The 23,083-nt window shown below is 72.8% G+C and carries 20 protein-coding genes; 3 read left to right on the top strand and 17 right to left on the bottom strand.

The features are described from left to right. Positions 1 to 124: 124 nt before the first annotated feature. Genes BG452_RS22125 through BG452_RS22115 form a run of 3 tightly spaced genes read right to left on the bottom strand, consistent with a single transcriptional unit; the run spans position 125 to position 2,897 of the window. Entirely contained in the window at positions 125 to 1,195 is a 1,071-nt protein-coding gene (locus BG452_RS22125; protein WP_188306080.1) for an ABC transporter substrate-binding protein, read from the bottom strand. A gap of 36 nt (positions 1,196 to 1,231) precedes the next feature. Beyond that, on the bottom strand, positions 1,232 to 2,101 hold the full coding sequence (locus tag BG452_RS22120; RefSeq protein WP_188306079.1) for an ABC transporter permease: 870 nt from the start codon (positions 2,099 to 2,101) through the stop codon (positions 1,232 to 1,234). Next, on the bottom strand, positions 2,091 to 2,897 hold the full coding sequence (locus BG452_RS22115) for an ABC transporter ATP-binding protein (RefSeq protein ID WP_188306078.1): 807 nt from the start codon (positions 2,895 to 2,897) through the stop codon (positions 2,091 to 2,093). The genes BG452_RS22120 and BG452_RS22115 overlap by 11 nt, the downstream gene beginning before the upstream one ends. Positions 2,898 to 3,199: 302 nt before the next feature. Here BG452_RS22115 and BG452_RS22110 point away from each other — a divergent pair, with 302 nt between their 5' ends. Both BG452_RS22110 and BG452_RS22105 read left to right on the top strand, forming a co-directional pair. Next, complete coding sequence (locus tag BG452_RS22110; protein WP_188306077.1) at positions 3,200 to 4,786, top strand: sensor histidine kinase; 1,587 nt, start codon at positions 3,200 to 3,202, stop codon at positions 4,784 to 4,786. After that, complete coding sequence (locus BG452_RS22105; protein WP_188306076.1) at positions 4,786 to 5,475, top strand: response regulator; 690 nt, start codon at positions 4,786 to 4,788, stop codon at positions 5,473 to 5,475. The genes BG452_RS22110 and BG452_RS22105 overlap by 1 nt, the downstream gene beginning before the upstream one ends. 71 nt (positions 5,476 to 5,546) lie before the next feature. On the opposite strand, the gene BG452_RS22100 is transcribed toward BG452_RS22105, so the two are convergent. The 6 genes from BG452_RS22100 to BG452_RS22075 all read right to left on the bottom strand — a co-directional run bounded on the left by BG452_RS22100 (position 5,547) and on the right by BG452_RS22075 (position 12,660). After that, positions 5,547 to 7,223, bottom strand: a complete 1,677-nt coding sequence (locus tag BG452_RS22100) for a cation acetate symporter (RefSeq protein ID WP_188306075.1) — start codon at positions 7,221 to 7,223, stop codon at positions 5,547 to 5,549. Further along, positions 7,220 to 7,546: a DUF485 domain-containing protein gene (locus BG452_RS22095; protein WP_411292989.1), complete on the bottom strand. Its 327-nt coding sequence runs from the start codon at positions 7,544 to 7,546 to the stop codon at positions 7,220 to 7,222. Before BG452_RS22095 ends, BG452_RS22100 begins: the two co-directional genes overlap by 4 nt. 370 nt (positions 7,547 to 7,916) lie before the next feature. Continuing rightward, positions 7,917 to 8,621, bottom strand: a complete 705-nt coding sequence (locus tag BG452_RS22090; protein WP_223242568.1) for a response regulator — start codon at positions 8,619 to 8,621, stop codon at positions 7,917 to 7,919. Positions 8,622 to 8,694: 73 nt separating this feature from the next. Then, complete coding sequence (locus BG452_RS22085) at positions 8,695 to 9,870, bottom strand: sensor histidine kinase (RefSeq protein ID WP_188306074.1); 1,176 nt, start codon at positions 9,868 to 9,870, stop codon at positions 8,695 to 8,697. 30 nt (positions 9,871 to 9,900) lie between these two features. Then, positions 9,901 to 10,386, bottom strand: a complete 486-nt coding sequence (locus tag BG452_RS22080; RefSeq protein ID WP_188306073.1) for a CcdC protein domain-containing protein — start codon at positions 10,384 to 10,386, stop codon at positions 9,901 to 9,903. 162 nt (positions 10,387 to 10,548) lie between these two features. Continuing rightward, the gene (locus BG452_RS22075) at positions 10,549 to 12,660 is read right to left on the bottom strand and encodes a type IIA DNA topoisomerase subunit B (protein WP_188306072.1); all 2,112 of its coding nucleotides are present in this window, start codon (positions 12,658 to 12,660) and stop codon (positions 10,549 to 10,551) included. A 538-nt stretch (positions 12,661 to 13,198) separates the two neighbouring features. Between BG452_RS22075 and BG452_RS22070 the strand changes: the two genes are divergently transcribed. Continuing rightward, entirely contained in the window at positions 13,199 to 13,432 is a 234-nt protein-coding gene (locus BG452_RS22070; protein WP_188306071.1) for a hypothetical protein, read from the top strand. Positions 13,433 to 13,657: 225 nt separating this feature from the next. On the opposite strand, the gene BG452_RS22065 is transcribed toward BG452_RS22070, so the two are convergent. From BG452_RS22065 to BG452_RS22030, 8 genes are all read right to left on the bottom strand, one after another. Beyond that, entirely contained in the window at positions 13,658 to 14,557 is a 900-nt protein-coding gene (locus tag BG452_RS22065) for a serine protease (RefSeq protein ID WP_317621168.1), read from the bottom strand. Positions 14,558 to 14,775: 218 nt separating this feature from the next. Further along, positions 14,776 to 16,422, bottom strand: a complete 1,647-nt coding sequence (locus BG452_RS22060; RefSeq protein WP_188306070.1) for an RNA polymerase sigma factor — start codon at positions 16,420 to 16,422, stop codon at positions 14,776 to 14,778. A gap of 501 nt (positions 16,423 to 16,923) precedes the next feature. Continuing rightward, positions 16,924 to 17,802 (bottom strand): FadR/GntR family transcriptional regulator, encoded by an 879-nt coding sequence (locus BG452_RS22055; protein WP_188306069.1) that lies wholly within the window; start codon positions 17,800 to 17,802, stop codon positions 16,924 to 16,926. A 214-nt stretch (positions 17,803 to 18,016) separates the two neighbouring features. After that, complete coding sequence (locus BG452_RS22050; RefSeq protein ID WP_188306068.1) at positions 18,017 to 18,922, bottom strand: hypothetical protein; 906 nt, start codon at positions 18,920 to 18,922, stop codon at positions 18,017 to 18,019. A gap of 3 nt (positions 18,923 to 18,925) precedes the next feature. After that, on the bottom strand, positions 18,926 to 20,407 hold the full coding sequence (locus BG452_RS45850) for an ATP-binding cassette domain-containing protein (protein WP_223242565.1): 1,482 nt from the start codon (positions 20,405 to 20,407) through the stop codon (positions 18,926 to 18,928). 209 nt (positions 20,408 to 20,616) lie between these two features. After that, positions 20,617 to 20,904 (bottom strand): hypothetical protein, encoded by a 288-nt coding sequence (locus BG452_RS22040; protein ID WP_188306067.1) that lies wholly within the window; start codon positions 20,902 to 20,904, stop codon positions 20,617 to 20,619. A 144-nt stretch (positions 20,905 to 21,048) separates the two neighbouring features. After that, the gene (locus BG452_RS22035) at positions 21,049 to 21,807 is read right to left on the bottom strand and encodes an NUDIX hydrolase (protein ID WP_188306066.1); all 759 of its coding nucleotides are present in this window, start codon (positions 21,805 to 21,807) and stop codon (positions 21,049 to 21,051) included. A gap of 165 nt (positions 21,808 to 21,972) precedes the next feature. Beyond that, positions 21,973 to 23,083 (bottom strand): amylo-alpha-1,6-glucosidase (locus BG452_RS22030; protein ID WP_411292988.1); only part of this gene is annotated, 1,111 nt, incomplete at its 5' end.

Raw genomic sequence — 23,083 nt, 5'->3', positions numbered from 1 at the left:
GGCAGGCCGAACGAGGCGGGCAGGGCCCGTCTCCCGGGTCCTTGCCGGGCCCGCCTGCGTCCAGGAGACGGCCCCGACGGCCCCGCGCCCGTGGGGGTGAGCGCGGGACCGCGGGCAGCAGGGCTCAGCCGGCGGCCTTGCCGACGAACTCGGTGGTGTACGTCCGGGACAGGTCGATCGTCCCCTCCTTGCCCTTGACGTCCGGGTGGAAGGCGGCGAGCACCGCGAGCACGGTCTTGGGCCCGTCGGCCGGCATCACCCCGTCGGTGGTGAACATCGGCAGGGTGGACTTGATCGCCGCCGCGTACTGTTCGGCGCCGCCCTGGGCGTAGTCGGCGGGCATCTTCGCGGCGATCTCCTCCGGGCTGTGGGTGGACATCCACTTGAGGGTCTTCACGAAGGCGCCGGCGAGCTTCTGGGTGGTCTCCTTGTTCTTCTCCACCCAGTCGGTGTTCATGTACAGCGAGGACGAGGGGTAGAGCCCGCCGAGTGCCTGGCGCGAGCCCTCGGGGGTGCGCAGGTCGTAGAGGATCTTGCCGAGGCCCTTGTCGAGGACGGCGGCGACGGTCGGGTCGGTGGTCATCCCGGCGTCGATGCTGCCCTGCTGGAGGGCGGCGATGAAGGTCTGGCCGGCGCCGACCGCGATCGGGCTGAAGTCGCTGACGGAAGCGCCGTTCTTGACCGCGAGGTACTTGGTGAGGAAGTCGGTGGAGGAGCCGATGCTGGTGACACCGAGTTTCCTGCCCTTGAAGTCGGCGCCGGACCTGATGGCGTCGGCCTGTTTGGCGGAGACGAGTTCGACCTCGCCGGGGGCCTGGGCGAACTGGACCACGGACTCGACGTGCTTGCCCTTGGCCTGGAGGTCGATGGTGTGGTCGTAGAAGCCGACGGCGCCCTGGACGTCGCCGGCCAGCAGCGCGGTGGTGGCGTTGACGCCGGCCGGCTCGGTGAGCAGCTCGACGTTGACGCCGGCGTCGGCGAAGTAGCCGAGCCGCTGGGTGAGCATCGCGGGCAGGTAGATGACCTTGTCCAGGCCGCCGACCATGATCTTGACCTTGGGTCCGTCGACCTGCTGCCCGGCCGGGGCGGCGCCGTGGGCGGAGGTGGCGGCGTCGTTGGCGCAGGCGGAGAGCGGGAGGACCAGGGCGGCGGCGAGGGCGACGGCGGCTGATCTGCTGATCGGGTTCGAGCGCATCGTGGGGGTGCCTCTCTTCGGGCGGGTGGGGGGAGTTCAGCGGCCGTCGCCCGCGTCGGCGGGCTTCCAGCGGAACAGCTTCTTCTCGGCGAGGGTCAACAGCCCCTCGGTGACCAGCGCGACGACCGCGAGGATGGTCATCGCGGCGTACACCCCGGCCGCGTTGAAGGTGCCCTGGGCGGCGGCGACCAGCAGGCCGAGGCCCTTGGTGGCGCCGATGTACTCGCCGACGATCGCGCCGATCAGCGCGAAGCCGAAGCTGACGTGCAGGCTGGTGAAGATCCAGGTGGTGGCGGCGGGGATGACCACCTGGAGGGTGACCTTGCGGTTGTCGGCACCCAGGATGCGGGCGTTGGCGACCAGGTTGCGGTCCACCTCGCGGGCGCCCTGGAAGGCGTTGAAGAACACCGGGAAGAAGACCAGCACCACCGCGGAGGCCACCTTGGAGGCCGGGCCGAGGCCGAACCAGATCAGGAAGATCGGGGCGAGCACGATGCGCGGGATGGCGTTGAGCACCTTGATGTACGGCCCGAACACATCGGCCAGGAAGCGGATCCGGCCGAGCGCGATGCCCAGCAGCACACCGCCGACCACGCCGATCACCCAGCCGGTGAGGGCCTCGTACAGGGTGTAGCCGATCTGCTCGCCGAGCGAGCCCTGGGCGGTGCCGTGGGTGATCCACTGCCAGATCTGGTCCCAGATCCTCGACGGCTGCGAGAAGTTGAACGGGTCGATGACCTCGGTGCGGGCGCACAGCTCCCACAGGCCGAGGAAGGCGACCAGCACCCCGAGCCGGGCCGCGTAGACGGTCAACCTGCGGTTGCGGGCGGCCCGTTCGCGGGCCTCGGTCCTGGTCGTGACGGCCGGGGTCTTCCCGGTGACGGCGGACGCGCTCTCAAGCGGCACGACCCGCTCCTCTCTCCCGGGTGATGCGCACCTCTTCGCCGAGCGAGGCCCAGATCTCGCGGTACAGCTCGACGAACCTCGGTTCCAGCCGGACGGCCTCCACGGTGCGCGGTCGTGGCAGGTCGACGGTGAAGACCTCCTTGACGGTGGCCGGCCCGGCCGTCATCACGACGACCCGGTCGGCGAGCGCGATGGCCTCGTCCAGGTCGTGGGTGACGAACACGACCGAGGAGCCGGTGCCGGCCCACAGCTCCAGCAGCTGGTCGGACATCAGGGCGCGGGTCTGCACGTCCAGTGCCGAGAAGGGCTCGTCCATCAGCAGGATGGTCGGGTCGTTGACGAAGGTCTGGGCGAGCGCGACGCGCTTGCGCATGCCGCCGGACAGCTGGTGCGGGTAGCGGTCCTCGAACGCGGCCAGGCCGACCCGGCCGAGCCAGTCCCGGGCCCGTTCCCTGGCCTCGGCGGTGGGCGCGCCGCGGAAGCGCGGCCCGGCCATCACGTTGGACAGCACGGTGCGCCAGGGGAAGACGGCGTCCTGCTGGAAGACGAACCCGACCTTGGGGTCGATCCCGCGCACGGGCTCGCCGTACACCCGGACCTCGCCCTCGGTGGGCTCCTCCAGACCGCTGACCAGCGTCAGCGTGGTGGACTTGCCGCAGCCGGTGGGGCCGACGACGGCGACGAACTCGCCCTGGGCGACGGTCAGATCGAGATCGCGGACGGCGGTGTGCAGGGCCCCCGAGGGGGTTCGGAAGCGTTTCGTCGCGCCGGTCAGCTCGATCGCCGGGGTGCTCATGCCCCACCCCGCTTCGCTCGGTGGGTGCTTCGCACCGGGCGCGCCTCTCGACGGTTCACTCGCCGCGCTCGCTCACGCATTTCGTTCCTCCGGGGTCAGTGCTTGCCCCGGAACGGTAGGAGCGGCCCCGGCCCCGGCGGGAGCCTTCTCCGCGAAGTGCGACTTCTCCGCATTGAGGGGTGTTCTGCTCGTTTTGCTTGCGCTACAACTGCGGGGACGCGGGCTGACAGAAACACCCCGGAAACATAGGGTGTCCCGACCCCCCACCCCCGTAGCACCGCCGCCACCGAGAGGAGGCCCGGATGAAGCTCCCCCACTGGCCCCGCCGGGTCTTCGCCCAGCTCCTGCTGAGCCAGACCGTCGTCACCGTCGGCGTCACCGCCGTGACCGCCGGGCTGTTCCTGGCCCCGGTCAGCAGCGAACTGGACCACGACGCGATGCAGCGGGCGCTGTCCATCGCCCAGGCCACCGCCACCGACGAGACCATCGCCCGGGCCGCCGACGCCCGGGACACCACCACCGCGCAGCGCAACGCCGAACAGATCCGGCTGGCCACCGGCGCCAGCTTCGTCGTGGTCACCGACCTGGACGGCATCCGCCTCTCGCACACCGACCCCGGCCGGATCGGCCAACGGGTCAGCACCGACCCGGAGCCCGCGCTCAGCGGCCGCAGCGTCACCGCGATCCAGCAGGGCACCCTGGGCCGCACCGCCCGCGGCAAGGTGCCGCTGCGGACGACGGACGGCCGGATCGTCGGCGAGGTGTCCGTCGGCATCAGCGACGACTCGATCCGACGCCGCCTGCTGAAGATGCTCACCGGCATCCTGCTGTGCGCCGGGGCCGGCCTGGCCGCCGGCACCGTCGCCACCCTCGTCCTGGCCCGCCGGCTCAAGCGCCGCACCCACAACATCGCGCTGGCCGACATCTCCGCGCTGCTGGTCGAGCGGGAGGCGATGCTGCACGGCATCCGCGAGGGCATGGTGGCGCTGGACGAACGCGGCCGGATCCGGCTGGCCAACGACGAGGCCCTGCGGCTGCTCGGCCTGCCCGAGGACTGCACCGGCCGCCCGATCGCCGAGGTGCTGCCACCGGGCCGGCTGGCCGATGTGCTGACCGGGCGGATCACCGGCCCCGACCTGCCCGCCGTACGGGACGACCGGGTGCTGGTGGTGAACCGGACGGCCACCAGCGAGGGGGCCGTGGTGACGCTGCGCGACCGCACCGAGCTGGAGTCGCTGGTCCGCGAGCTGGACACCACCCGCAGCCTCACCGACGCGCTGCGCGCCCAGGACCACGAGCACGCCAACCGGATGCACACCCTCCTCGGCCTGCTCGAACTCGGCCGCCACGAGCAGGCGGTGGCGTTCATCTCGGAGCAGTCCGGTTCGCACGCCGCGGTCGCCGCCCGGATCGCCGAGCAGGTGCAGGACCCGCACGTGGCGGCGCTGCTGGCGGGCAAGACGGCGGTGGCCGGCGAGCGCGGGGTGCGACTGGCGCTGGCCCCGGCCGCCCACCTGCCGGACGCGGTGGTGGACGCCCGGGCGCTGGTGACGGTGCTCGGCAACCTGATCGACAACGCGGTGGACGCCCTGGAGGGGGGCGGCAGCGTGGAGGTGACGTTGGCGGCGGCCGGCTCCACCCTGCTGCTGCAGGTCGCGGACAGCGGCCCGGGCGTACCGGAGGAACTGCGCCGCCTGGTCTTCGAGGAGGGGTGGACCAGCAAGGACGCGCCCGCGCACCGCCCGCGCGGGCTGGGCCTGGCGATGGTGCGGCGGCTGGTCGAACGGACCGGCGGCCGGATCGTGCTCGACACCGGCCCGCTCGGCGGCGCCCGGTTCACCGTCGAGCTGCCCGAGGCCCTGCTCACCGCTCAGCTCGTGGAGGCGTGATGATCGACGTACTCGTGGTGGACGACGACTTCCGGGTCGCGGACGTGCACGCCGCGTACGTGGCCAAGGTGCCGGGCTTCCGGGTCACCGGCACCGCCCACTCGGCCGGGGAGGCCCTGGCCGCGCTGGAGCGCCGTCCGGTGGACCTCCTGCTGCTCGACCACCACCTGCCGGACGAGACCGGACTGGCGCTGGTCCGCCGGCTGCGGGAGCGCCAGGTGGCCTGCGACGTGATGATGGTGACCGCCGCCCGGGACGTCTCCACGGTGCACGCCGCGATGCAGCACGGCGCCCTGCAGTACCTGGTCAAGCCGTTCACCTTCGCCGGGCTCCGGGACAAGCTGGTCTCGTACGCGCAGCTGCGGCACGCGCTGGCCGCACCGGCCCGGGAGGCCGGCCAGGACGAGGTGGACCGGCTGTTCGCGACCCTGCGCAGCGCCTGCGCGCCCACCGGGGCCCTGCCGAAGGGCCACTCGGCGCCCACCACCGACCTGGTGCTCGGCGTGCTGCGACGGGCCGGCCGGCCGCTGTCCGCCCAGGAGGTCGCCGACGCCACCGGACTGAGCCGCTCGACCGCCCAGCGCTACCTCAAGCAGCTGGAGCGCGACAGCCGGCTGCGGCTGACCCTGCGCTACGGCGACACCGGCCGCCCGGAGCACCGCTACGGACTGGCGGCCAGAGGCGCCTAGACATCCGGGAACCCCGGCGGCCCAGCCCGCCGGGGTTCCCGGGACGCGACGGCAGACTCCGAAAGGAGGGCCTAGGCCGCGCCCGCACCGGTGAGGGCACGCACCTCCAGCTCGGCGAAGCGGTCCGCGTCGGCGGGCTCGGGCGAGGTGAGCGTCCCGATCCAGCCGGCCAGGAAGCCGAGCGGGATGGACACGATCCCGGGGTTCTCCAGCGGGAACCAGTGGAAGTCCACTCCGGGGAAAAGCGCCGCCTTGGAGCCGGAGACCACCGGCGAGAAGAACACCAGCACGATCGCCGGGACCAGCCCGCCGTACACCGACCAGACCGCGCCCCGGGCGGTGAACCGCGACCAGAACAGGCTGTACAGCAGCACCGGCAGGTTCGAGGAGGCGGCCACCGCGAAGGCGAGGCCGACCAGGAAGGCGACGTTCAGCTGCTGGGCGTACAGGCTGATCACGATCGCCACCGCGCCGATCCCGACGGCGGCGAACCGGGCGACCACCACCTCCTGCTGCTCACTGGGCTTCTCGGCGGTCTCCTCCCCGCCACGACGGCGCGGGCGGCAGCGCCAGGCGCCGGCCCAGATGTCGTGGGCGAAGGCGGCCGAGGAGGCCAGGGTCAGCCCGGCGACCACGGCGAGGATGGTGGCGAAGGCGATCGCCGAGATCAGCGCGAACAGCACCACCCCGCCGGTGCTGCCGTTGCCGCCGCCGAGCACCAGGGCGAGCAGCGGAACGGCGGTGTTCCCGGCCGAGTTGGCGTGCCGCACCTCGGCCGAGCCGACCAGCGCGGTGGCGCCCAGGCCGAGCGCGATGGCCATCAGGTAGAAGCCGCCGACCAGGCCGATCGCCCACATCGTCGAGCGGCGGGCGGCCCGGGCGGTGGGCACGGTGTAGAAGCGGGACAGGATGTGCGGCAGGCCGGCGGTGCCGAGCACCAGGGCCAGGCCCAGGCTGAAGAAGTCCAGCCGGCTGGTGAAGGTGGCGCCGTACTTGAGCCCGGGTTCGAGGTAGCGGTGCCCGGCGCCGCTGTGCCGGGCGGCCTGGCGCATCAGCTCGAGGAGGTCGCCGTGGAAGCGGACCACCAGCAGCACGGTGAGCAGCACCGAACCCGCGATCAGCAGGAAGGCCTTGACGATCTGGATCCAGGTGGTGGCCCGCATCCCGCCGATCGTGACGTAGACGATCATCAGGGCGCCGACCGCGATGATGGTCCAGGTCCGGGCCTGAGCGCTGTTGGTGCCGAGCAGCAGCGCGACCAGCGAACCGGCGCCGACCATCTGGGCGACCAGGTAGAGCAGGGTGACCACGACGCTGGCGCCGCCTGCCGCGGCCCGCACCTTGCGGCGGCGCAGCCGCAGCGCGAGCACGTCGGCGAGGGTGTACCGGCCGGCGTTGCGGACGAGCTCGGCGACCAGCATCAGCACGACCAGCCAGGCCACCAGGAAGCCGATGCTGTAGAGCACGCCGTCGTAGCCGTAGAGGGCGATCAGCCCGGCGACGCCGAGGAAGGAGGCTGCGGAGAGGTAGTCGCCGGAGAGGGCGAAGCCGTTCTGCAGCGGGGTGAAGTCGCGTCCGCCGGTGTAGAAGTCCTCGGCGGCGTTGCCCTGGCGGCCGACCCAGAGGGTGATCCCCAGGGTGACCAGGACGATGACGGCGAACAGCACGATCGCCAGGCCGTGGTGCTGGCCGGTGGGGGCGACGGGGGGCGGGGTGGCGGTGGTCAGCACGCCGGTGGTGGCCGTCATCGCAGCTGGTCCTGGGTGTCCCAGCGCAGGCCCAGGGCGGCGCGGTCGCGCTTGGTCCGGGCGTTGCGGGCGTAGAGCCAGGTGAGCAGGAAGGTCGAGGCGAACTGCAGCAGGCCGAGCAGCCAGGCCACGTTGAGCGGGCCGGCCACCGGGCTGCGCATCACGCCGGGGGCGGCGGCCTCGGCGGCGACGTACAGCAGGTACCAGCCGAGGAAGGCGCCGCTGACCGGGAAGACGAAGCCCCGGTAGCTGCGGCGGATGTCCTGGAAGGCCGCGCTGGCCTGGACGCTCCGGTAGACCACGGTGCTGTCGGTGGTGCTCACCGGCGCCGCCGGCTCCTGCGGGGCCACCGGGGCGACGGCCGGTGCCGGCGGCGGCACGACCGGCGGCGCGACGGGCGCGGCCGCCTGTTCCGGCGTGGCGGCCGACCGAGTGGGTACCGGCTGGGCCGGTACGGCCGTTCGGCGGGGGGCGGCAACCGGCTCGGACGCGGCGGCGGTGGCCGGAGCGGCCCACCAGTCGAATCGCTGCCCCTGTCCGGGACTGCTGGTCTGCTGCTGTGGCACTGCTGCTCCTGGGCCGAGCCGGGCGTTCTGACCCAAACCATCATGGAGGCCCCCGGACACCGTCCCTGACCATCGCAGATACGTTCACTCGATGAGGTGATCGATCATCCGACGGACGCTCATCCGACTACTGCTGCGTACCGGTGATTCCGTGCCGGAAGGCGTACGCGACCGCCTGCGCGCGGTCCCGCACCGCGGTCTTGGCGAACAGGTTGTTGATGTGCGTCTTCACGGTGGCCTGGCTGACGAACAGCCGCTGGGCGATCTCCGCGTTGGAGAGCCCCTCGGCGATCAGCGCGAGCACCTCGGCCTCCCGCACGGTCAGCCCGTTCGGCAGCTCCCCGCTCCGCGCGGCCGACCGCTCCGGGCTCGGCGAGTCCGTCCGCGCGGACTTCACGGGCGCCTCCGAAAGCCGTTCCAGCAGCCGGAGTTGGACCTGCGGGGAGAGCCCGGCCGCACCCGAGCGGACGTCCGCGATGGCCTTGGCGATCTCCTCGCCGCCGGCGTCCTTGGTGAGGTAGCCGCGCGCCCCGGCCTGCAGCGCCGGGAACAGCGACTCGTCGTCGGCGTAGGTGGTGAGCACCACGACCTCGGTCTCCGGGTGCGCGGCCCGGATCCGTCGGGTCGCCTCGACGCCGTCGACACGCGGCATCCGCAGATCCATCAGCACCACGTCCGGGTGATGACGCTCCACCAGGGCGACGGCCTCCGCTCCGTCCGCCGCCGCACCGACCACCTCGATGCCGGGCAGCAGCCCCAGCAGCATCACGATGCCCTCGCGCACCACCGTCTGGTCGTCCGCCACCAGCACCCTGGTGACCATGGCGCTCATGCGCCCACCTCGCCGCGCTCAGCAGTCGCTTCGCGCGATCCGCGCCCCTCGACGACGAGTTCGCTCCGCACACTCATGCCGGCACCCGCAGCAACACCCGCCACCCTCCGTCCTCCGGGCCCGCCAGCAGGGTGCCGCCGAGCAGTTCCGCGCGTTCGCGCATCCCCAGCAGACCGTACCCGCTGCCGCTGGCTGCCAGCTCGGCGGCGGCCGGCTCGCCGGCGGACTGGCCGCGCGGCGCCCGGGCGTTGCGCACCTCCAGCTCCACCGCGTCGGCCAGGTAGCGCAGTTCGACCGAGCAGCGGGCGCCCGGCGCGTGCTTGCGGACGTTGGTCACCGCCTCCTGCGCGGTGCGCCGCACCGCCAACCCGGCCTCGGCGGCCAGCGGGCGGGGCGTACCCGTGACGGTCAGCGGGGCCCGCTCCCGCTCGGTCAGTTCCACCAGGAACTCCCCGACCGGCGTGAACTCCCCGCGCAGCGCGGACAGCGCCTGCCGGGTCTCGGCCAGCCCGTCCTGCGCCATCCGCCGTGCGGCGACGACCCGTTCGCGGACCTGCGCGCGGTCCGTCCCGGCGTCCAGCATCAGCCGGGCCGCCTCCAGGTGGACCAGCTGCGCGGAGAGGCTGTGGGCGAGCACGTCGTGGATCTCCCGGGCGATCCTGGCCCGTTCGGCGAGCGCCGCACTCTCCGCCTCGGCGGCCCGGACAGCGCGCTCCTGGACCAGCAGCCGGCGGGCGGTGCCGCGTGCCTCGACGTCCAGCCGCAGCAGGAAGCCGACCAGGACGGAACCGCCGATGGTGGCGGAGACGCTGAGCCAGCTCGCCGGCGAAGCCGCCGTGTACGAGCCCAGCGCGGCCGCCGCGGCGATCAGCGCGGGCGCGGGCGGCATCCGGGTCAGCGCCGTCACGGCCAGCCCGATCCACAGGAAGTCGGCCAGTGTGTAGGCCAGTCCCCAGTTGGCGATCCAGGCACCGCCGACCAGGGCGGCGGCCAGCAGGTACGCGGCCGCCGGGCGCTGTTCCCGGGTGGCGCGCAGGTACAGCACGCAGAGCGTGGCGGCCGCGACCAGCCCGGCCGCCGCGGCCGTCACCGCCCAGCCGGCGTACTTGCCGTCGGAGAAGGTCCCCCAGCTGACGACACCCAGCAGGACGGTCCGGCCGAACACGGTGAGGACCCGCCGCGGCCGACTCTCGACCTCACGCTCCAGCCCCTCCCGGGACGGCCAGCGGGCCCAGTACCACCCGGACAAGGGTGCCTCCTCGGTGCTCACGGCGGGGGATCAGTGCAGTACGGCGGTGGCCGGTGCGTGCTCCAGCGTCCGGGCCCTCCAGTTGACCACGAGCGAGCGGACCAGCAGCAGGACCGCCATGCCGAGCATCAGCGAGCTGCCCGCCTGGTGGACGCCCAGGGCCGAGCCGATCGCGTACAGGCCGATCCGGATGGCGATCATTCCACCCCAGGCGGCCAGGGTGGCCTTGGTGCCCTTGACCAGGACGTTGCCGTCGGCGCCCCGCCAGATCCGGACGGTCCAGCCCCAGGCCGTCCCCATCGCGAGCACGGTGACCAGTGAGGCGGCGAGCAGGGTGACCGACAGCGCGGTGTGCTGGTGGTCGATGATCTGCGGATCGCGCAGCGCGAGCACGCCCAGGATCAGCGGCAGCAGCCAGAACCGGCGTTCGGTGTCCAGCCGCTGGACGCGCATCTGGCGCGTGACCACCAGGGCCACCACCGCCACGATCACGAGGAGGTTAGCGAGGGCAGTCATCGGATTCTCCGTCCCGCGAGAGGCTTGTTGCTGACCTCTCCGACGCTACGGATCCGGCGCTCCCCGCTGATCGGAGCCGGGGTGGATGGCGGGTGGAACCGGCGGAGCGGGGGCCTCCACCCGTGGGTGGAGGCCCCCGCTCCGCCGGGCGCGTCAGACGCCTCAGGCGTCGATGCGCGAGCGGTCCAGGGTGGCCGCCGAGTCCACGATGAACTCCTTGCGCGGCGCGACGTCGTTGCCCATCAGCAGGTCGAAGATCTTCTCGGCCTGCTCCAGGTCACCCAGGTTGATCCGGCGCAGGGTGCGGTGGCGCGGATCCATGGTGGTCTCGGCCAGCTGGTCGGCGTCCATCTCGCCCAGACCCTTGTACCGCTGCACCGGCTCCTTCCAGCGCTGGCCCTTGCGCTGGAACTCCAGCAGGGTGGAGCGCAGTTCGGCGTCGGAGTAGGTGTAGTGGTACTTCTCCTGGCCGCGCTTGGGGTTGGTGAGCTCGATCCGGTGCAGCGGCGGGACGGCGGCGAAGACCCGGCCCTGCTCGACCATCGGCCGCATGTAGCGGTGGAAGAGGGTCAGCAGCAGGGTGCGGATGTGCGAGCCGTCGACGTCGGCGTCGGCCATGAAGATGACCCGGCCGTAGCGGGCCTGGTCGATGTCGAAGGTGCGGCCCGAGCCGGCCCCTATCACCTGGATGATCGCGGCGCACTCGGCGTTCTTGAGCATGTCGCTCACCGAGGCCTTCTGCACGTTGAGGATCTTGCCGCGGATCGGCAGCAGCGCCTGGAACTCGGAGTTGCGGGCGAGCTTGGCGGTGCCGAGCGCGGAGTCCCCCTCGACGATGAACAGTTCGCTGCGGTCGACGTCGTCGCTGCGGCAGTCGGCCAGCTTGGCGGGCAGCGAGCTGGTCTCCAGCGCGGTCTTACGGCGCTGGGCCTCCTTGTGCTGCCGGGCGGCGACCCGGGTGCGGGCGGCGGCGACGACCTTCTCCAGCACGGCCCGGGCCTGCAGCTTCTGGTCCTTCTTGGCCGAGGTGAGGAAGGCCTTGAGCTCCTTGGCGACGACGGCCGCGACGATCCGGTTGGCCGCCGAGGTGCCGAGCACCTCCTTGGTCTGGCCCTCGAACTGCGGCTCGGCGAGCCGGACGGTGACCACCGCGGTGAGGCCCTCGGTGGCGTCGTCCTTGGTGATGTCGTCCTCGGCGACGCGCAGCAGCTTGCTGGCGCGCAGCACCTCGTTGACGGTCTTGGCCAGCGAGCGCTCGAAGCCGGTGACGTGGGTGCCGCCCTTGGGGGTGGCGATGATGTTGACGAAGGAGCGCAGGGTGGTGTCGTAGCCGGTGCCCCAACGCAGCGCGATGTCCACGCCCAGGTGCCGGGTGACCTCGGTCGGGGTCATGTGGCCGAGGTCGTCCAGGACGGGCACGGTCTCCTTGAAGGTGCCCTCGCCGTGCAGCCGCACCACGTCGCTGACCGGCTTGTCGGGGGCCAGGAACTCGCAGAACTCGGCGATGCCGCCGTCGTAGTGGAAGACCGACTCCTGGACCTGCTCGCTCTCGGTGAGCCGTTCGTCACGCACGACGATGGTCAGGCCGGGGACGAGGAAGGCGGTCTGCCGGGCCCGGTTGTGCAGGTGCTCCAGGGAGAGCTTGGCGTCCTTGAGGAAGATCTGCCGGTCGGCCCAGTACCGGATCCGGGTACCGGTGCGGCCCTTGGGCACCTTGCGGGTCCTGGTCGTGCCGTTGGCCGGTTCGAAGGGCGCGTCCGGGCTGGCCTCGGTGAAGATGCCGGGGGTGCCGCGGCGGAAGCTGATCGCGTGGGTGTGGCCGCTGCGGTCGACCTCGACGTCCAGCCGGGCGGACAGCGCGTTGACGACCGAGGCGCCGACGCCGTGCAGACCGCCGGAGGCCGCGTACGAGCCGCCGCCGAACTTGCCGCCCGCGTGCAGCTTGGTCATCACGACCTCGACGCCGGACAGCCCGGTCTTGGGCTCGACGTCGACCGGGATGCCGCGGCCGTTGTCACGGACCTCCACCGAGGAGTCCGGGTGCAGCAGGACCTCGATGCGGTCGCAGTGGCCGCCCAGCGCCTCGTCGACCGAGTTGTCGATGATCTCCCAGAGGCAGTGCATCAGACCACGGCTGTCGGTGGAACCGATGTACATGCCGGGGCGCTTGCGGACGGCCTCCAGACCCTCCAGGACGAGCAGGTGCCGCGCGGTGTAGTTGGAACCGTCGTCGCCGGCCAGCAGCGCGGACGGCACGGTCGTTTCGGCACTCACGCGGCACTCTCCTCGGTGAAGTTCTGTCTCATCGGTCACATCCGGACGCATCCGGACCAACCGCCAGTGCAGCATGCCGCACCGACAGTCGTCGCTCTGTGTGCTCGCACCCCTGCGACAGGTGCACAGCACGCCGGGCCGGCCCGGCGCAGCTTGTACGCGCTGCGCGAACAAGGACCGCGTCCGGGTGTGGGCCCCGGGGGCGCCATCTCCTCCCGGTACCACCGGTCCTGGCGGATCGTGGGGTCCGGCACAGGCTCCGGAACTGCCGTTATGCAGGCTACCGGGGCCCGGGACGGGGCTTATGCTCCAACCCGGCAGAGGATTATGCTACGCGGACCTCGGACCCGGTCCCGATCGGACGTTCGAGCGACAGGCGGATCCCGGGATTCGGCACGCATGAACCACCGGCGCCCGGGGCACCTCCTCATCAACACAGCAGAATCCTCAGAGAAGAAAAGCCACGAGCGGGAACGTTTTCGGCCTGGTTGGATGTTGACCCTGGTACGACAGCTCGTCGAGCTAGAGAAGAGGCGACGTGACTACTGTTCTGACACCTGCGAGCCCGCTGACCGCGGCTGACCGCTGCGACCGCTGCGGCGCCCAGGCATACCTGCGCGTCGTACTCGCCAGCGGCGGAGAGCTGCTCTTCTGCGCCCACCACGGCCGGAAGTTCGAGCCGGAGCTCAAGAAGATCGCCGTGGAGATACAGGACGAGAGCGGCCGTCTCAGCACCAGCACCAACACGACGGTTGCCGACGAGGAGCGCTGACCCAGGCGCCACCACAAGCAGCCAGCGTCGAGCTGTGTCCGGCCGCGCACCGCGCGCGATCGGGAAGCCGGGTGGAGGACCCCTTCGGGGCCGTCCACCCGGCTTTGCTGTTCTCCCGACGGCTCCCTGCCCTTCGCCGCGACCGCGGGGCCGGGGGTGCGGCCAGGGCTCGGCCACAGCCGAAACAGCGTCAGAGCGTCACCGCGCCATCACTAGTGGTGATGCTCAGAGCACGGAGCGCACCGCGTCCGTGACCGAGGACACCCGGGTGTAGACGCCGGGATGGCCCGCCTCCGCGCAGCCCGTCCCCCAGGACACCAGTCCGGCCAGCCGGCCGGCCACGATCAGCGGGCCGCCGCTGTCGCCCTGGCAGGCGTCCTTGCCGCCCTTCTCCTCGCCCGCGCAGACCATGCCCCGGGCGTCGAACTTGCCGTCCTGTCCGCCCGGGTAGGCGTGCGCGCAGGTCTGGTCCGAGACGATCGGCACATCCACCTCACGCAGCACCGGCGAGTAGTCACCCCGTCCGCTGGTGTCACCCCAGCCGTAGACCTGCGCGCCGGTCCCCGCCGCGTACGGCCCGCTCTCCCCCTGGCCGACCAGCTCGACCACCGGCCGGGAGCCCTGGGAGTCGGCGAGGGTGAGGACCGCCACGTCGTTCATGTTCGCGGCGAAGTTGTAGTCGGGGTGGATCCAGACCCGTTGGACGGCCACCTCACGGCCGGCCGAGCCGCGCATGTCGTCCCGCCCGACCACCACCTTGAGTCCCGGCCGGTCCACCCGCCCCTTGGACTCGTCGTAGAAGCAGTGCGCGGCCGTCACCACCTTGGTCGGGGTCACCAGCGCACCCCCGCAGAACTGGCCGGAGCGCCCGCTGCCGAACTGCTGGCGACTGGCCAGTGCCACGATCCAGGGGTGGTCGGCGGTGCTCACGGTGGCGCCCCCCACCACCCGGCGCTGCGCCTCGGCCGGACCGGCCACCCCGAGGGCGGCCAACGGCACGGGGACGGCGGCGAGCAGGGCCAGCAGGGCGCCGCGCCGCCGGCGCCGGCCCGTCCGGGCGGCGGCCAGGACGGCCCGGCGCGGGACGGAGGTCGGCAGGTCGGCTCGGTCCGGGTCGGTCAGCACCGTGACTCCACAAGGCTCGGCAGCAGGCAACCGCCACAGCGTAGGTGATCAACTACACTGCGCGACCGCTTCCCGGCAGGCCGCCACCCGGACGAGCGACAAGCGCCACCCGGACGCTGACGCACCGCCCCCGAACAACCCGAAGGCCCGGAACCCCAAGGGTTCCGGGCCTTCGTCGTGTCCTGCTGCCGGTCGGGCCTGGCCGACCGGTGGATCGATCAGTCCAGGTAGTCGCGCAGCACCTGGGAGCGCGACGGGTGGCGCAGCTTCGACATGGTCTTCGACTCGATCTGGCGGATGCGCTCACGGGTGACCCCGTACACCTTGCCGATCTCGTCGAGCGTCTTCGGCTGGCCGTCGGTCAGACCGAAGCGCATCGAGACCACGCCGGCCTCACGCTCGGAAAGGGTGTCCAGCACCGAGTGGAGCTGCTCCTGGAGCAGGGTGAAGGAGACCGCGTCGGCCGGGACGACCGCCTCGGAGTCCTCGATCAGGTCACCGAACTCGCTGTCGCCGTCCTCGCCCAGCGGGGTGTGCAGCGAGATCGGCTCGCGGCCGTACTTCTGGACCTCGATGACCTTCTCGGGGGTCATGTCGAGTTCCTTGGCCAGCTCCTCCGGGGTGGGCTCGCGGCCCAGGTCCTGGAGCATCTGGCGCTGGACGCGGGCCAGCTTGTTGATGACCTCGACCATGTGCACCGGGATGCGGATGGTGCGGGCCTGGTCGGCCATGGCGCGGGTGATCGCCTGGCGGATCCACCAGGTGGCGTAGGTCGAGAACTTGTAGCCCTTGGTGTAGTCGAACTTCTCGACCGCACGGATCAGACCGAGGTTGCCCTCCTGGATCAGGTCCAGGAACAGCATGCCGCGGCCGGTGTAGCGCTTGGCCAGCGAGACCACCAGGCGGAGGTTGGCCTCCAGCAGGTGGTTCTTGGCCCGGCGGCCGTCCTCGGCGATGATCTCCAGCTCGCGCTTGAGCTTCGGGGCGAGCTTGTCGGCGGCCGAGAGCTTGTCCTCGGCGAACAGGCCGGCCTCGATGCGCTTGGCGAGCTCGACCTCCTGCTCGGCGTTGAGCAGCGGGACCTTGCCGATCTGCTTCAGGTAGTCCTTGACCGGGTCGGCGGTGGCACCGGCGACGGCGACCTGCTGGGCCGGCGCGTCGTCCTCGTCGTCGTCGGAGAGGACGAAGCCCTCCGACTCCTCCTCCGGAGCACCCTCGGCCTCGGCCTTGTCTCCGGGCAGCGCGGTCTCCTCGAGCAGCTCCTCCTCGCCGAGCAGCTCCTCGTCGCCCTTGCCGGCCTTGCCGGCGGCGGTCTTCTTGGCGGCGGTCTTCTTGGCCGGCGCGGCGGTCTTCTTGGCCGCGGTCTTCTTGGCCGCGACGGCCTTCTTCGCCGGAACGGCCTTCACCCCGGCGACGACGGTGGTCGTCTCCTCGACGGTGATCTCGGCGGACACGGTGGGGGCGGGCGCCGTGGCGGCGGCCGCGACGGCCGGAGCCGCGACGGGGGCGCCGGGGGCGATCCGCACGGGCGGCTTGGTCGGGGCCGACGAAGCGGCCGGGGTCCGGGTGGTGACAGCCTTGGTGGCGGTGCGCTTGGTGGGGCTCTTGGCAGCAACGCTCTTGCGCTTGGCGCCGGCCGGCTCGGCCGCGCTGACCATGAGGTCCACCCCCTCCTCAATCAGCACCTGGTTGAGGCTGCGCATGACGTTCTTCCACTTGGTGACCGGGATCTGGTCCGCCTCGAACGCCTGGCGCACGTCGTCACCGGCGATCTGCCCCTGGGCCTTGCCCCGCTCGATGAGCGCCAGCAGAGCCGCGGACTCGGCGATCTCGGGGGGAAGCGAACGGGATGTGCTGGCCGACACGAACAACCTCTCGGACGATGAGTGGACTCGAACCCGTACCGGCCGCCCGAGCGGGCGGGGAAGGAGATCGCGCGCCGGACGCGCGGTGTCGATTCCGACCGACTCGGGCTTGAGGACTGGGTTTGCAGGACGGCAGCAGCGCCGCGGACCAACACAGCATTCTGACATGTTGGAGTATTCCGGAGCTGCTCCCGCTCAGGAGACATCGCTGCTACTCGTCAAGTGTTACGCATGGCCTTGGTGTCGCGGGTCACACCACTCGGCGCCCACGGCCCCGGGGCCGTCATCCATCATCGCGCACTCGCGCCGAAGTCGATTGTCATGGGCGGGACACGCCGTCGGGGAATGGGCGCGGGGCCCTGTCCCCGCAAACCGCCCCCGGCGCCACGCCCGCATGCCTTCCTTCGCACAGAGACCCTCCGGCAGCGCCACATGGTGCGGCCGGAGGGCCCTGGAGGAGCGGACCGCGCCCGGCGCGTCCGCTCGCCGAGAACAGTCCGCTCAGTGCTCCCGGGGGGCGGGGACGGACGGCTCCATCTCGGGGTGAGCGGTGAGCAGCGCCCGCATCGCGACCTCGCCCGCGGTGCCGTCGCCGGTACCCAGCGCGTCCACCAGCCGGGCGTGCAGGCCGACCGAGGACTCGGAGGGCCGCTCGCAGGAGATCGTCGGACCGCCCGAGACCTGCAGTGCGCAGGAGATGATGCCGGACAGGTGCTCCAGCATCCGGTTGCCGGCCATCTGCAGGACCAGCACGTGCAGCTCGGTGTCAGCCCGGGTGAAGGTGGAGAGGTCGGCCTGCGCGGTGGCGTGGCCCATGATCTCGACCAGCTCGACCAGCCGCTGCTGGACGTCCTCCCGGCCGTGGCCGGCCGCGAGCCGGGCGGCCAGCGGCTCGATCGCCCAGCGAAGCTCGAACAGCTCCCGGCGCTGCTCGTCCCGCTGGGGGCCGAAGGCGCGCCACTCGATGATGTCCGGGTCCAGCAGGTTCCAGTCGCCGACCGGGCGCACCCGGGTGCCGACGTTCGGGCGGGCGCTGACCAGGCCCTTGGCCTCCAGCACGCGCAGCGACTCGCGGACGACCGTCCGCGACACCTCGAAGCGCTGGCCGATCTCCTCGGGCACGAGCGGACGGTCGGCACCGAGGTCGCCGGAAACGATCATCTGGCCGAGCTGCTGGACCAGCTGGCCGTGCAGACCGCGGCCGCGGCTGCTGGTGGTCTTGCGGCCGACCCGGGCGATGTCGGACTCGGCGCCCTCCCAGCGGGGCGCCGGCGGGGTCGGCCGGTCGGCGTACGAGAAGCGGTCCAGATCGCCGGGGCCGTGGATGGGCCCATCGGCGGAACGGGCGGGGGTCATGGTGGGGTGCGCAAGGGTACTCACGCCATCCTTTGTCGGCGATCGGCAGGCGCAGCTTGAGGATTCTCGTGAAAAGCACACGAAAGGGTGATCGACCGTGACTGGATAATTGACTTCTTATCAGGAAGAACCGCTCATTACGGTCACTGCTGGTCGATCTTGGTACTTCGGGACGGCGTGCGGTCCGCATGGCGGGCCCCGGTGCGCGCGACGGACCCCGGTGCCCGCGACGGCGGGTCTACAGCGAGCGGCGGCGGGCCTGGACGAGCAGCGCGGCCAGCAGCAGGGCTGCCGCCGGCGCCGCGACCGCCACCAGCAGCGCCGGATCCGTCAACGCCGCGCTCCCGGCGACCGCCCCGCGGGCTCCGCCGTACACCCAGCCGTAGGCCCACTCGACGCCGGACTGGAAGGGCAGCAGCTCCGCCGCCCGGGTTGGCCACGGGCGGCCGGTCCGGCGCAGCACCAGGGCCACGCCGGACTCCAGCAGCGGCGGCAGCGCGCACAGCAGCAGCACCCCGGCGGCGGCGCTGCGGGTCAGCGAGGCGGTCAGCACACCGGTCCAGGCGGCCACCACGGTCAGCAGGACGAAGGCCAGCAGCGCGGCCGGCACCCCGTGCCCGGACACCAACGCCAGCGGGGCGAACGCGCCCGGCAGCTCGGCCGGCCCGCTCAGCCCGACGCCGCCCAGCGCCCCGGACACCCCGTCGGACAGCGCGCCGGGATCCGACCAGGCCGCCACCGTCACCCCGTCCGGCAGGGCGAGGTGCACGGCCACCGTGTCGAGCAGCAGGGTGGCCAGCGCCAGCAGCGCCGCGACCGGGCCGACCACCACCAGCTTGGCCAGCAGCAGCCACACCCGGCGCGAGTAGGCCACCTGCGAGGCCGCCAGCCCCGGGTGCCGCACCTCGTGCCCGTACGAGAGCGCTCCCAGCACGCCTGCGCCGAGCGCCGCGAAGGGCAGCGGGATCAGCGGGACGGCGGCGGTCAGCAACCGCACCCCGGCCGGGCCGGCCAGTGGACCGGCCGGGGTCTGGCTCGCCAGAACGGCGGCAACGACCGCGTCGCAGAGCAGGACGGCGGAGAGCAGCAGCCAAGTGGAACGCAGGCCGCGCAGGCGGCGCAGCTCGTAGGCCAGGACACGCACGGTTCACTCGCTCCGGTGGTCGTCGGGGGTGGCGGGGGCCTTGCCGGTGGTGACCCGGCCGAGCCGGACGGTGTCGTCGGTAAGCAGGTCGGCGGCGCTCCGACGGCGGCGCACGGGCTCGGTCCCGGTCTCGTTCTCCGGCCTGGTCTCGGGCTTGGTCTCCGGCCTGGTCTCGGGCTTGGTCTCGGACCGGAGGGGCTCGATCCCGGTGCGGAGCGCCTCGGCGTGGTCGGGCCCAGCGGCGCCGGGCTGGTCGCGGAAGAGCCGGTCGAAAGCGACGGTGGGGGCGGGGTCCGGCTGCGGGGCGGTGACCGCGGCGAGGACGGGCAGGGCGGCCGTCACGGCTGCGACGGGCAGAGCACGGGTGCTCCGGGGCGCATCCTCGCGGACACGGCCCCCCGTGGCGGGCTCCGGGACCGTGGGTTCGGGGTGCGCAGGCTCAGGGTGTGCGGGTTCGGGGCGCGCGGGTTCGGCGGCGGTGGGCTCGTGGTGCGGGTCGGTGCCCGGCTGCGCGCCCTCGGGGGCCGCCCCGTCGGCCGACTCGGGATCCGGCTGGAGACGGAGGCGGCCGGAGCGGCCGGAGGCGACCGGCAGCGCGGCCCGGGGCACCGGCTGCTCGACCACCCGGTCGGCCAGCTCGTGCAGCAGGATCCCGTGCTGGTAGGCGAGTTCACCGATCTCGGTGCGGTCGATGCCCGCCACCGCGAGCCCCGCGCCGCCGTCCCGGCGCACCTCGGCGCCCTGGCTGACCAGCAGGTCGGCCAACCGCGCCATCTGGGGCCCCCGGACGGCCACTTCGGGGCTGAGCCTGGTCCGGCAGAACTCCGCGACCGGCTGGTCGGCCACCAGGCGGCCGCGGTCCAGCGTGACCACCCGGTCCGCGAGCTGCGCGGCCTCCTGCGGGATCCGGGTGGTCACCAGCACCGTTCCACCCGCGACCGCGAAGGAGCGCAGGAAGGAGTGGAACCACTCGACGTTGCGCGGGGACAGGCCCTCGGTCGGCGCGTCCAGCAGCAGGGTGCCGGGATCGCCGAGCAGCGCGGCTGCCAGTGAGAGCCGACGGTGCATGCCCGGCGAGAAGGTCCGCAGCCGCTGCCCCGCCACGGCGGCCAGCCGGGTCTGCTCCAGCAACTCGTCGGCCCGCCGCGCGGGGACGCCGACGGCCGCGGCCAGCATCCGCAGGTGACCACGCGCCTTGCGCCCCGGGTTCCCGGACACCGCCGCGGCCCCCTCCCCCGGCCCGGGCAGCAGCACACCGACCTCGCGCTCGGGGCGGCGGATCCGGCGGTAGGGACGGCCGTCGAAGAGGGCGATGCCCTGGCCTCGTTCGAGTTCGAGCATCAGCCGCAGCGCGGTGGACTTGCCGGCCCCCTCGTCGCCGAGCAGCACGGTCACCATCCCGGGCCGGGCGTCGAAGGTCAGATCAAGTACGGCGGGTGGGGCGCCCTTGCGATGGACCTTGGTCAGTCCGGTGATCTGGATCATCGCTGGCTGCTCCCATGCCCTTGGCCGACCTGCTCGACGCCAGCACATTAGGGGTCAGCACCACAGAATCCGGGCATTACCGAACCGCCACGGGCCCACCGCCCGCCCACCTCACCCGATCAGGGGACAATCCGATCCTGCGATTCACGGGCGTCGGCCTCTCCGGCGGACCGTCGCCACCACCCAGGTTTCGGGCCAGGAGCCGGTGCCTAGGTCGTCAGGAAGGCCTCGGCGCCCCGCGGGAGCGGCTCGCCACCGCACTGCTGCTGGAAGTCCTCGGCGGCGACCTTGCCCTCCAGGGCGATCTGGGCCAACTGCTCCCGCTCGGCGTCCAACGTCTCCTGTACGGAGGCGATCGTCGCCGGGGCGGCGTGCGCGGCCTTCAGGGCAGCCAGCTGCTTCTCGGTCCTGTCGGTCGTCGTGGTGAGGCTGTCGAAGGCCGCCACCAGCTTCACGAGGCCGTCCCGTTGATTGGCGCACAGGTGGTCGGCGGTCATCACAGGGCTCCCAGGGGTCCGAAGGCCTTCGGCCCGGCGGCCGAAGCGTCCACCGACACTGTGCATCGGGGGCGCACTGTCGGCCTGCGGGCCGGGGCCGTTCGGCGCCCCGCTCGGACGGGTGTCCGGGGCGGCGGCGGGGGCTCAGGCGTCGGGGCGGAGCATGGGCGGGTTGAGGACGGTCGCGCCGCCCGCAGTGAAGAGCTGGGCCGGGCGACCGCCCTGACGGGTGGTCGTGCCGCCGGAGGGCAGGAGGAAACCGGGGGTGCCGGTGACCTTGCGGTGGAAGTTGCGCGGGTCGAGGGCGACGCCCCAGACGGCCTCGTAGACGCGGCGCAGCTCGCCCACGGTGAACTCGGTCGGGCAGAAGGCGGTGGCCAGGGAGGAGTACTCGATCTTGGAACGGGCGCGTTCCACGCCGTCGGCCAGGATCAGGCCGTGGTCGAAGGCGAGCGGGACCCCGTCGGCCGGGTTCTCACCGAGGAGTTCGCTGACCGGGGCCCAGCGGGCGCTGCTGGCGTCGCCGCCGGCCCGGGGGGTGGGGAGGTCGGGAGCGAGCACCAGGTAGGCGACGCTGACCACACGCATCCGGGGGTCGCGCTGCGGGTGACCGTAGGTGGCGAGCTGCTCCAGGTGAGCACCGGCCGCGCCGGGGCCCGCCGCCTCGTGGCCAGGGGCGGAGTGGGCGCGCAGCCCGGTCTCCTCGGCCAGCTCGCGGGAGGCCGCCTCGGCCAGGCCCTCGTCCGGGCGGACGAAGCCACCGGGCAGGGCCCAGTACCCCTGGTAGGGCGGCTCGCCCCGTCTGACCAGAAGGGCGCAGAGCGAGTGGTCGCGCACCGTCAGAACCACCAGGTCAACCGTGACTGCGAACGGGGGGAAGGCCGACGGATCGTAGCGCGACATGGCGACGATCATAGTCGTCTCTCTGACGATAAGCACAGGCCCGTACGGGGAGCGCGTAGCACCGGTGGCCGTGGCCGCCCGGCACGATTCGCGCACGGGCGACCAGTGCCGGGGCGGCCGGAGGGTGGGCAGGCAGGGTTCCGGCGGGCGCTGCCGGGCCCGGCGTCAGCGGGCGACCAGGTGCAGGTCCGCGGAGGCCTCCTCCACCATCGCCACCCCGATCCGGCTCACCCGGACCGAGAAGGGTTCACCCGCCACCCGCAGGCCGGTCAGTTCGAGTTCGCCGAGCGGAGCGGTGCTGGCCGGACGGACCAGCACGCGGCCGCCCGGGACGTCCGGCCGTACTCCGGCGAGCGCGAACACCGCGTGGACGGCCCCGGCCACGGAGACCGCCGCCGGGCGGCAGGCCGCGGGGTGCGGCACCGGTGGGCAACCGGGGGTGCGCTGCTCCCCGGCGTACATCTCCGGCAGCCGTGCCTCGAAGTGGGCGGACGCGGCGAGCAGGCCCTCCAACAGGGTGCCGGCCTCGTTCTCGTGGCCGGCCTCGGCGAGCCCGGCGATCGCCAGCGCGGTCTCGTGGATCCGCACCGCGCCGCCGCGGTGGCCCAGCGGGTTGAAGCGGGGCGACTTGGCACTGAGGGTCCGCAGACCCCAGCCGCTGTCCAGCTCGGGCGCGACCAGGCGCTGGGCGAACAGCCGGGTCTGTTCGCGGTCCAGCAGGCTCTCGTGCCGGCCGCCGTCGGCGGCGAGCCCGGTGTCGAGCAGGTGCACCAGGGCGGAGGCGAGGGCCGGCAGCGGTTGGCCGCCCGGAGCCAGTCCGGCGGCGGGGCGGCCGCCGGAGAGGTCGTCGATCCAGAACCGCTCGCGGAAGCGCCCGCGCAGGTCGGCGGCCCAGCTCCGCCAGTCCCCGGCTCCCGGCCTGGCGAAGGCCTCCAGCAGTTCGGCGCCGTGCAGGGCGGCCCGGTGGGCCTGCGCCTGGACCTCGACGCGGGCGGCCACCGGCTGGGCGCCCCGTTCCTCCACCGGGCGGCTCAGATCGGTGACGAAGCCGTCGACCAGGCCCTCCCGCAGGGCGGCCAGGGCCCGCTCGGCGGCCGGGAGCAGTTCGGCGACCTCCGCCCGGGGCAGGCCCCAGCGCCAGGCCTCGGCCAGCACGGTGACGAACAGCAGGGTGGCCTCGGTGGCCGTGCAGGTGGGCGGCAGTTCGGGGCCGCCGTGCCGCAGGCCGCCGGGCAGCAGGCCCTCCGTACGGCCGGGGGCGGGGGCGACCTGTTGC

The organism is Streptomyces sp. CBMA123 (assembly GCF_014596465.1).
In the GTDB taxonomy this organism is placed as follows: Bacteria; Actinomycetota; Actinomycetes; order Streptomycetales; family Streptomycetaceae; genus Kitasatospora.
The sequence above is the reverse complement of the archived record's forward strand: the minus strand, read 5'-3'. Positions and strand labels throughout refer to the sequence as shown.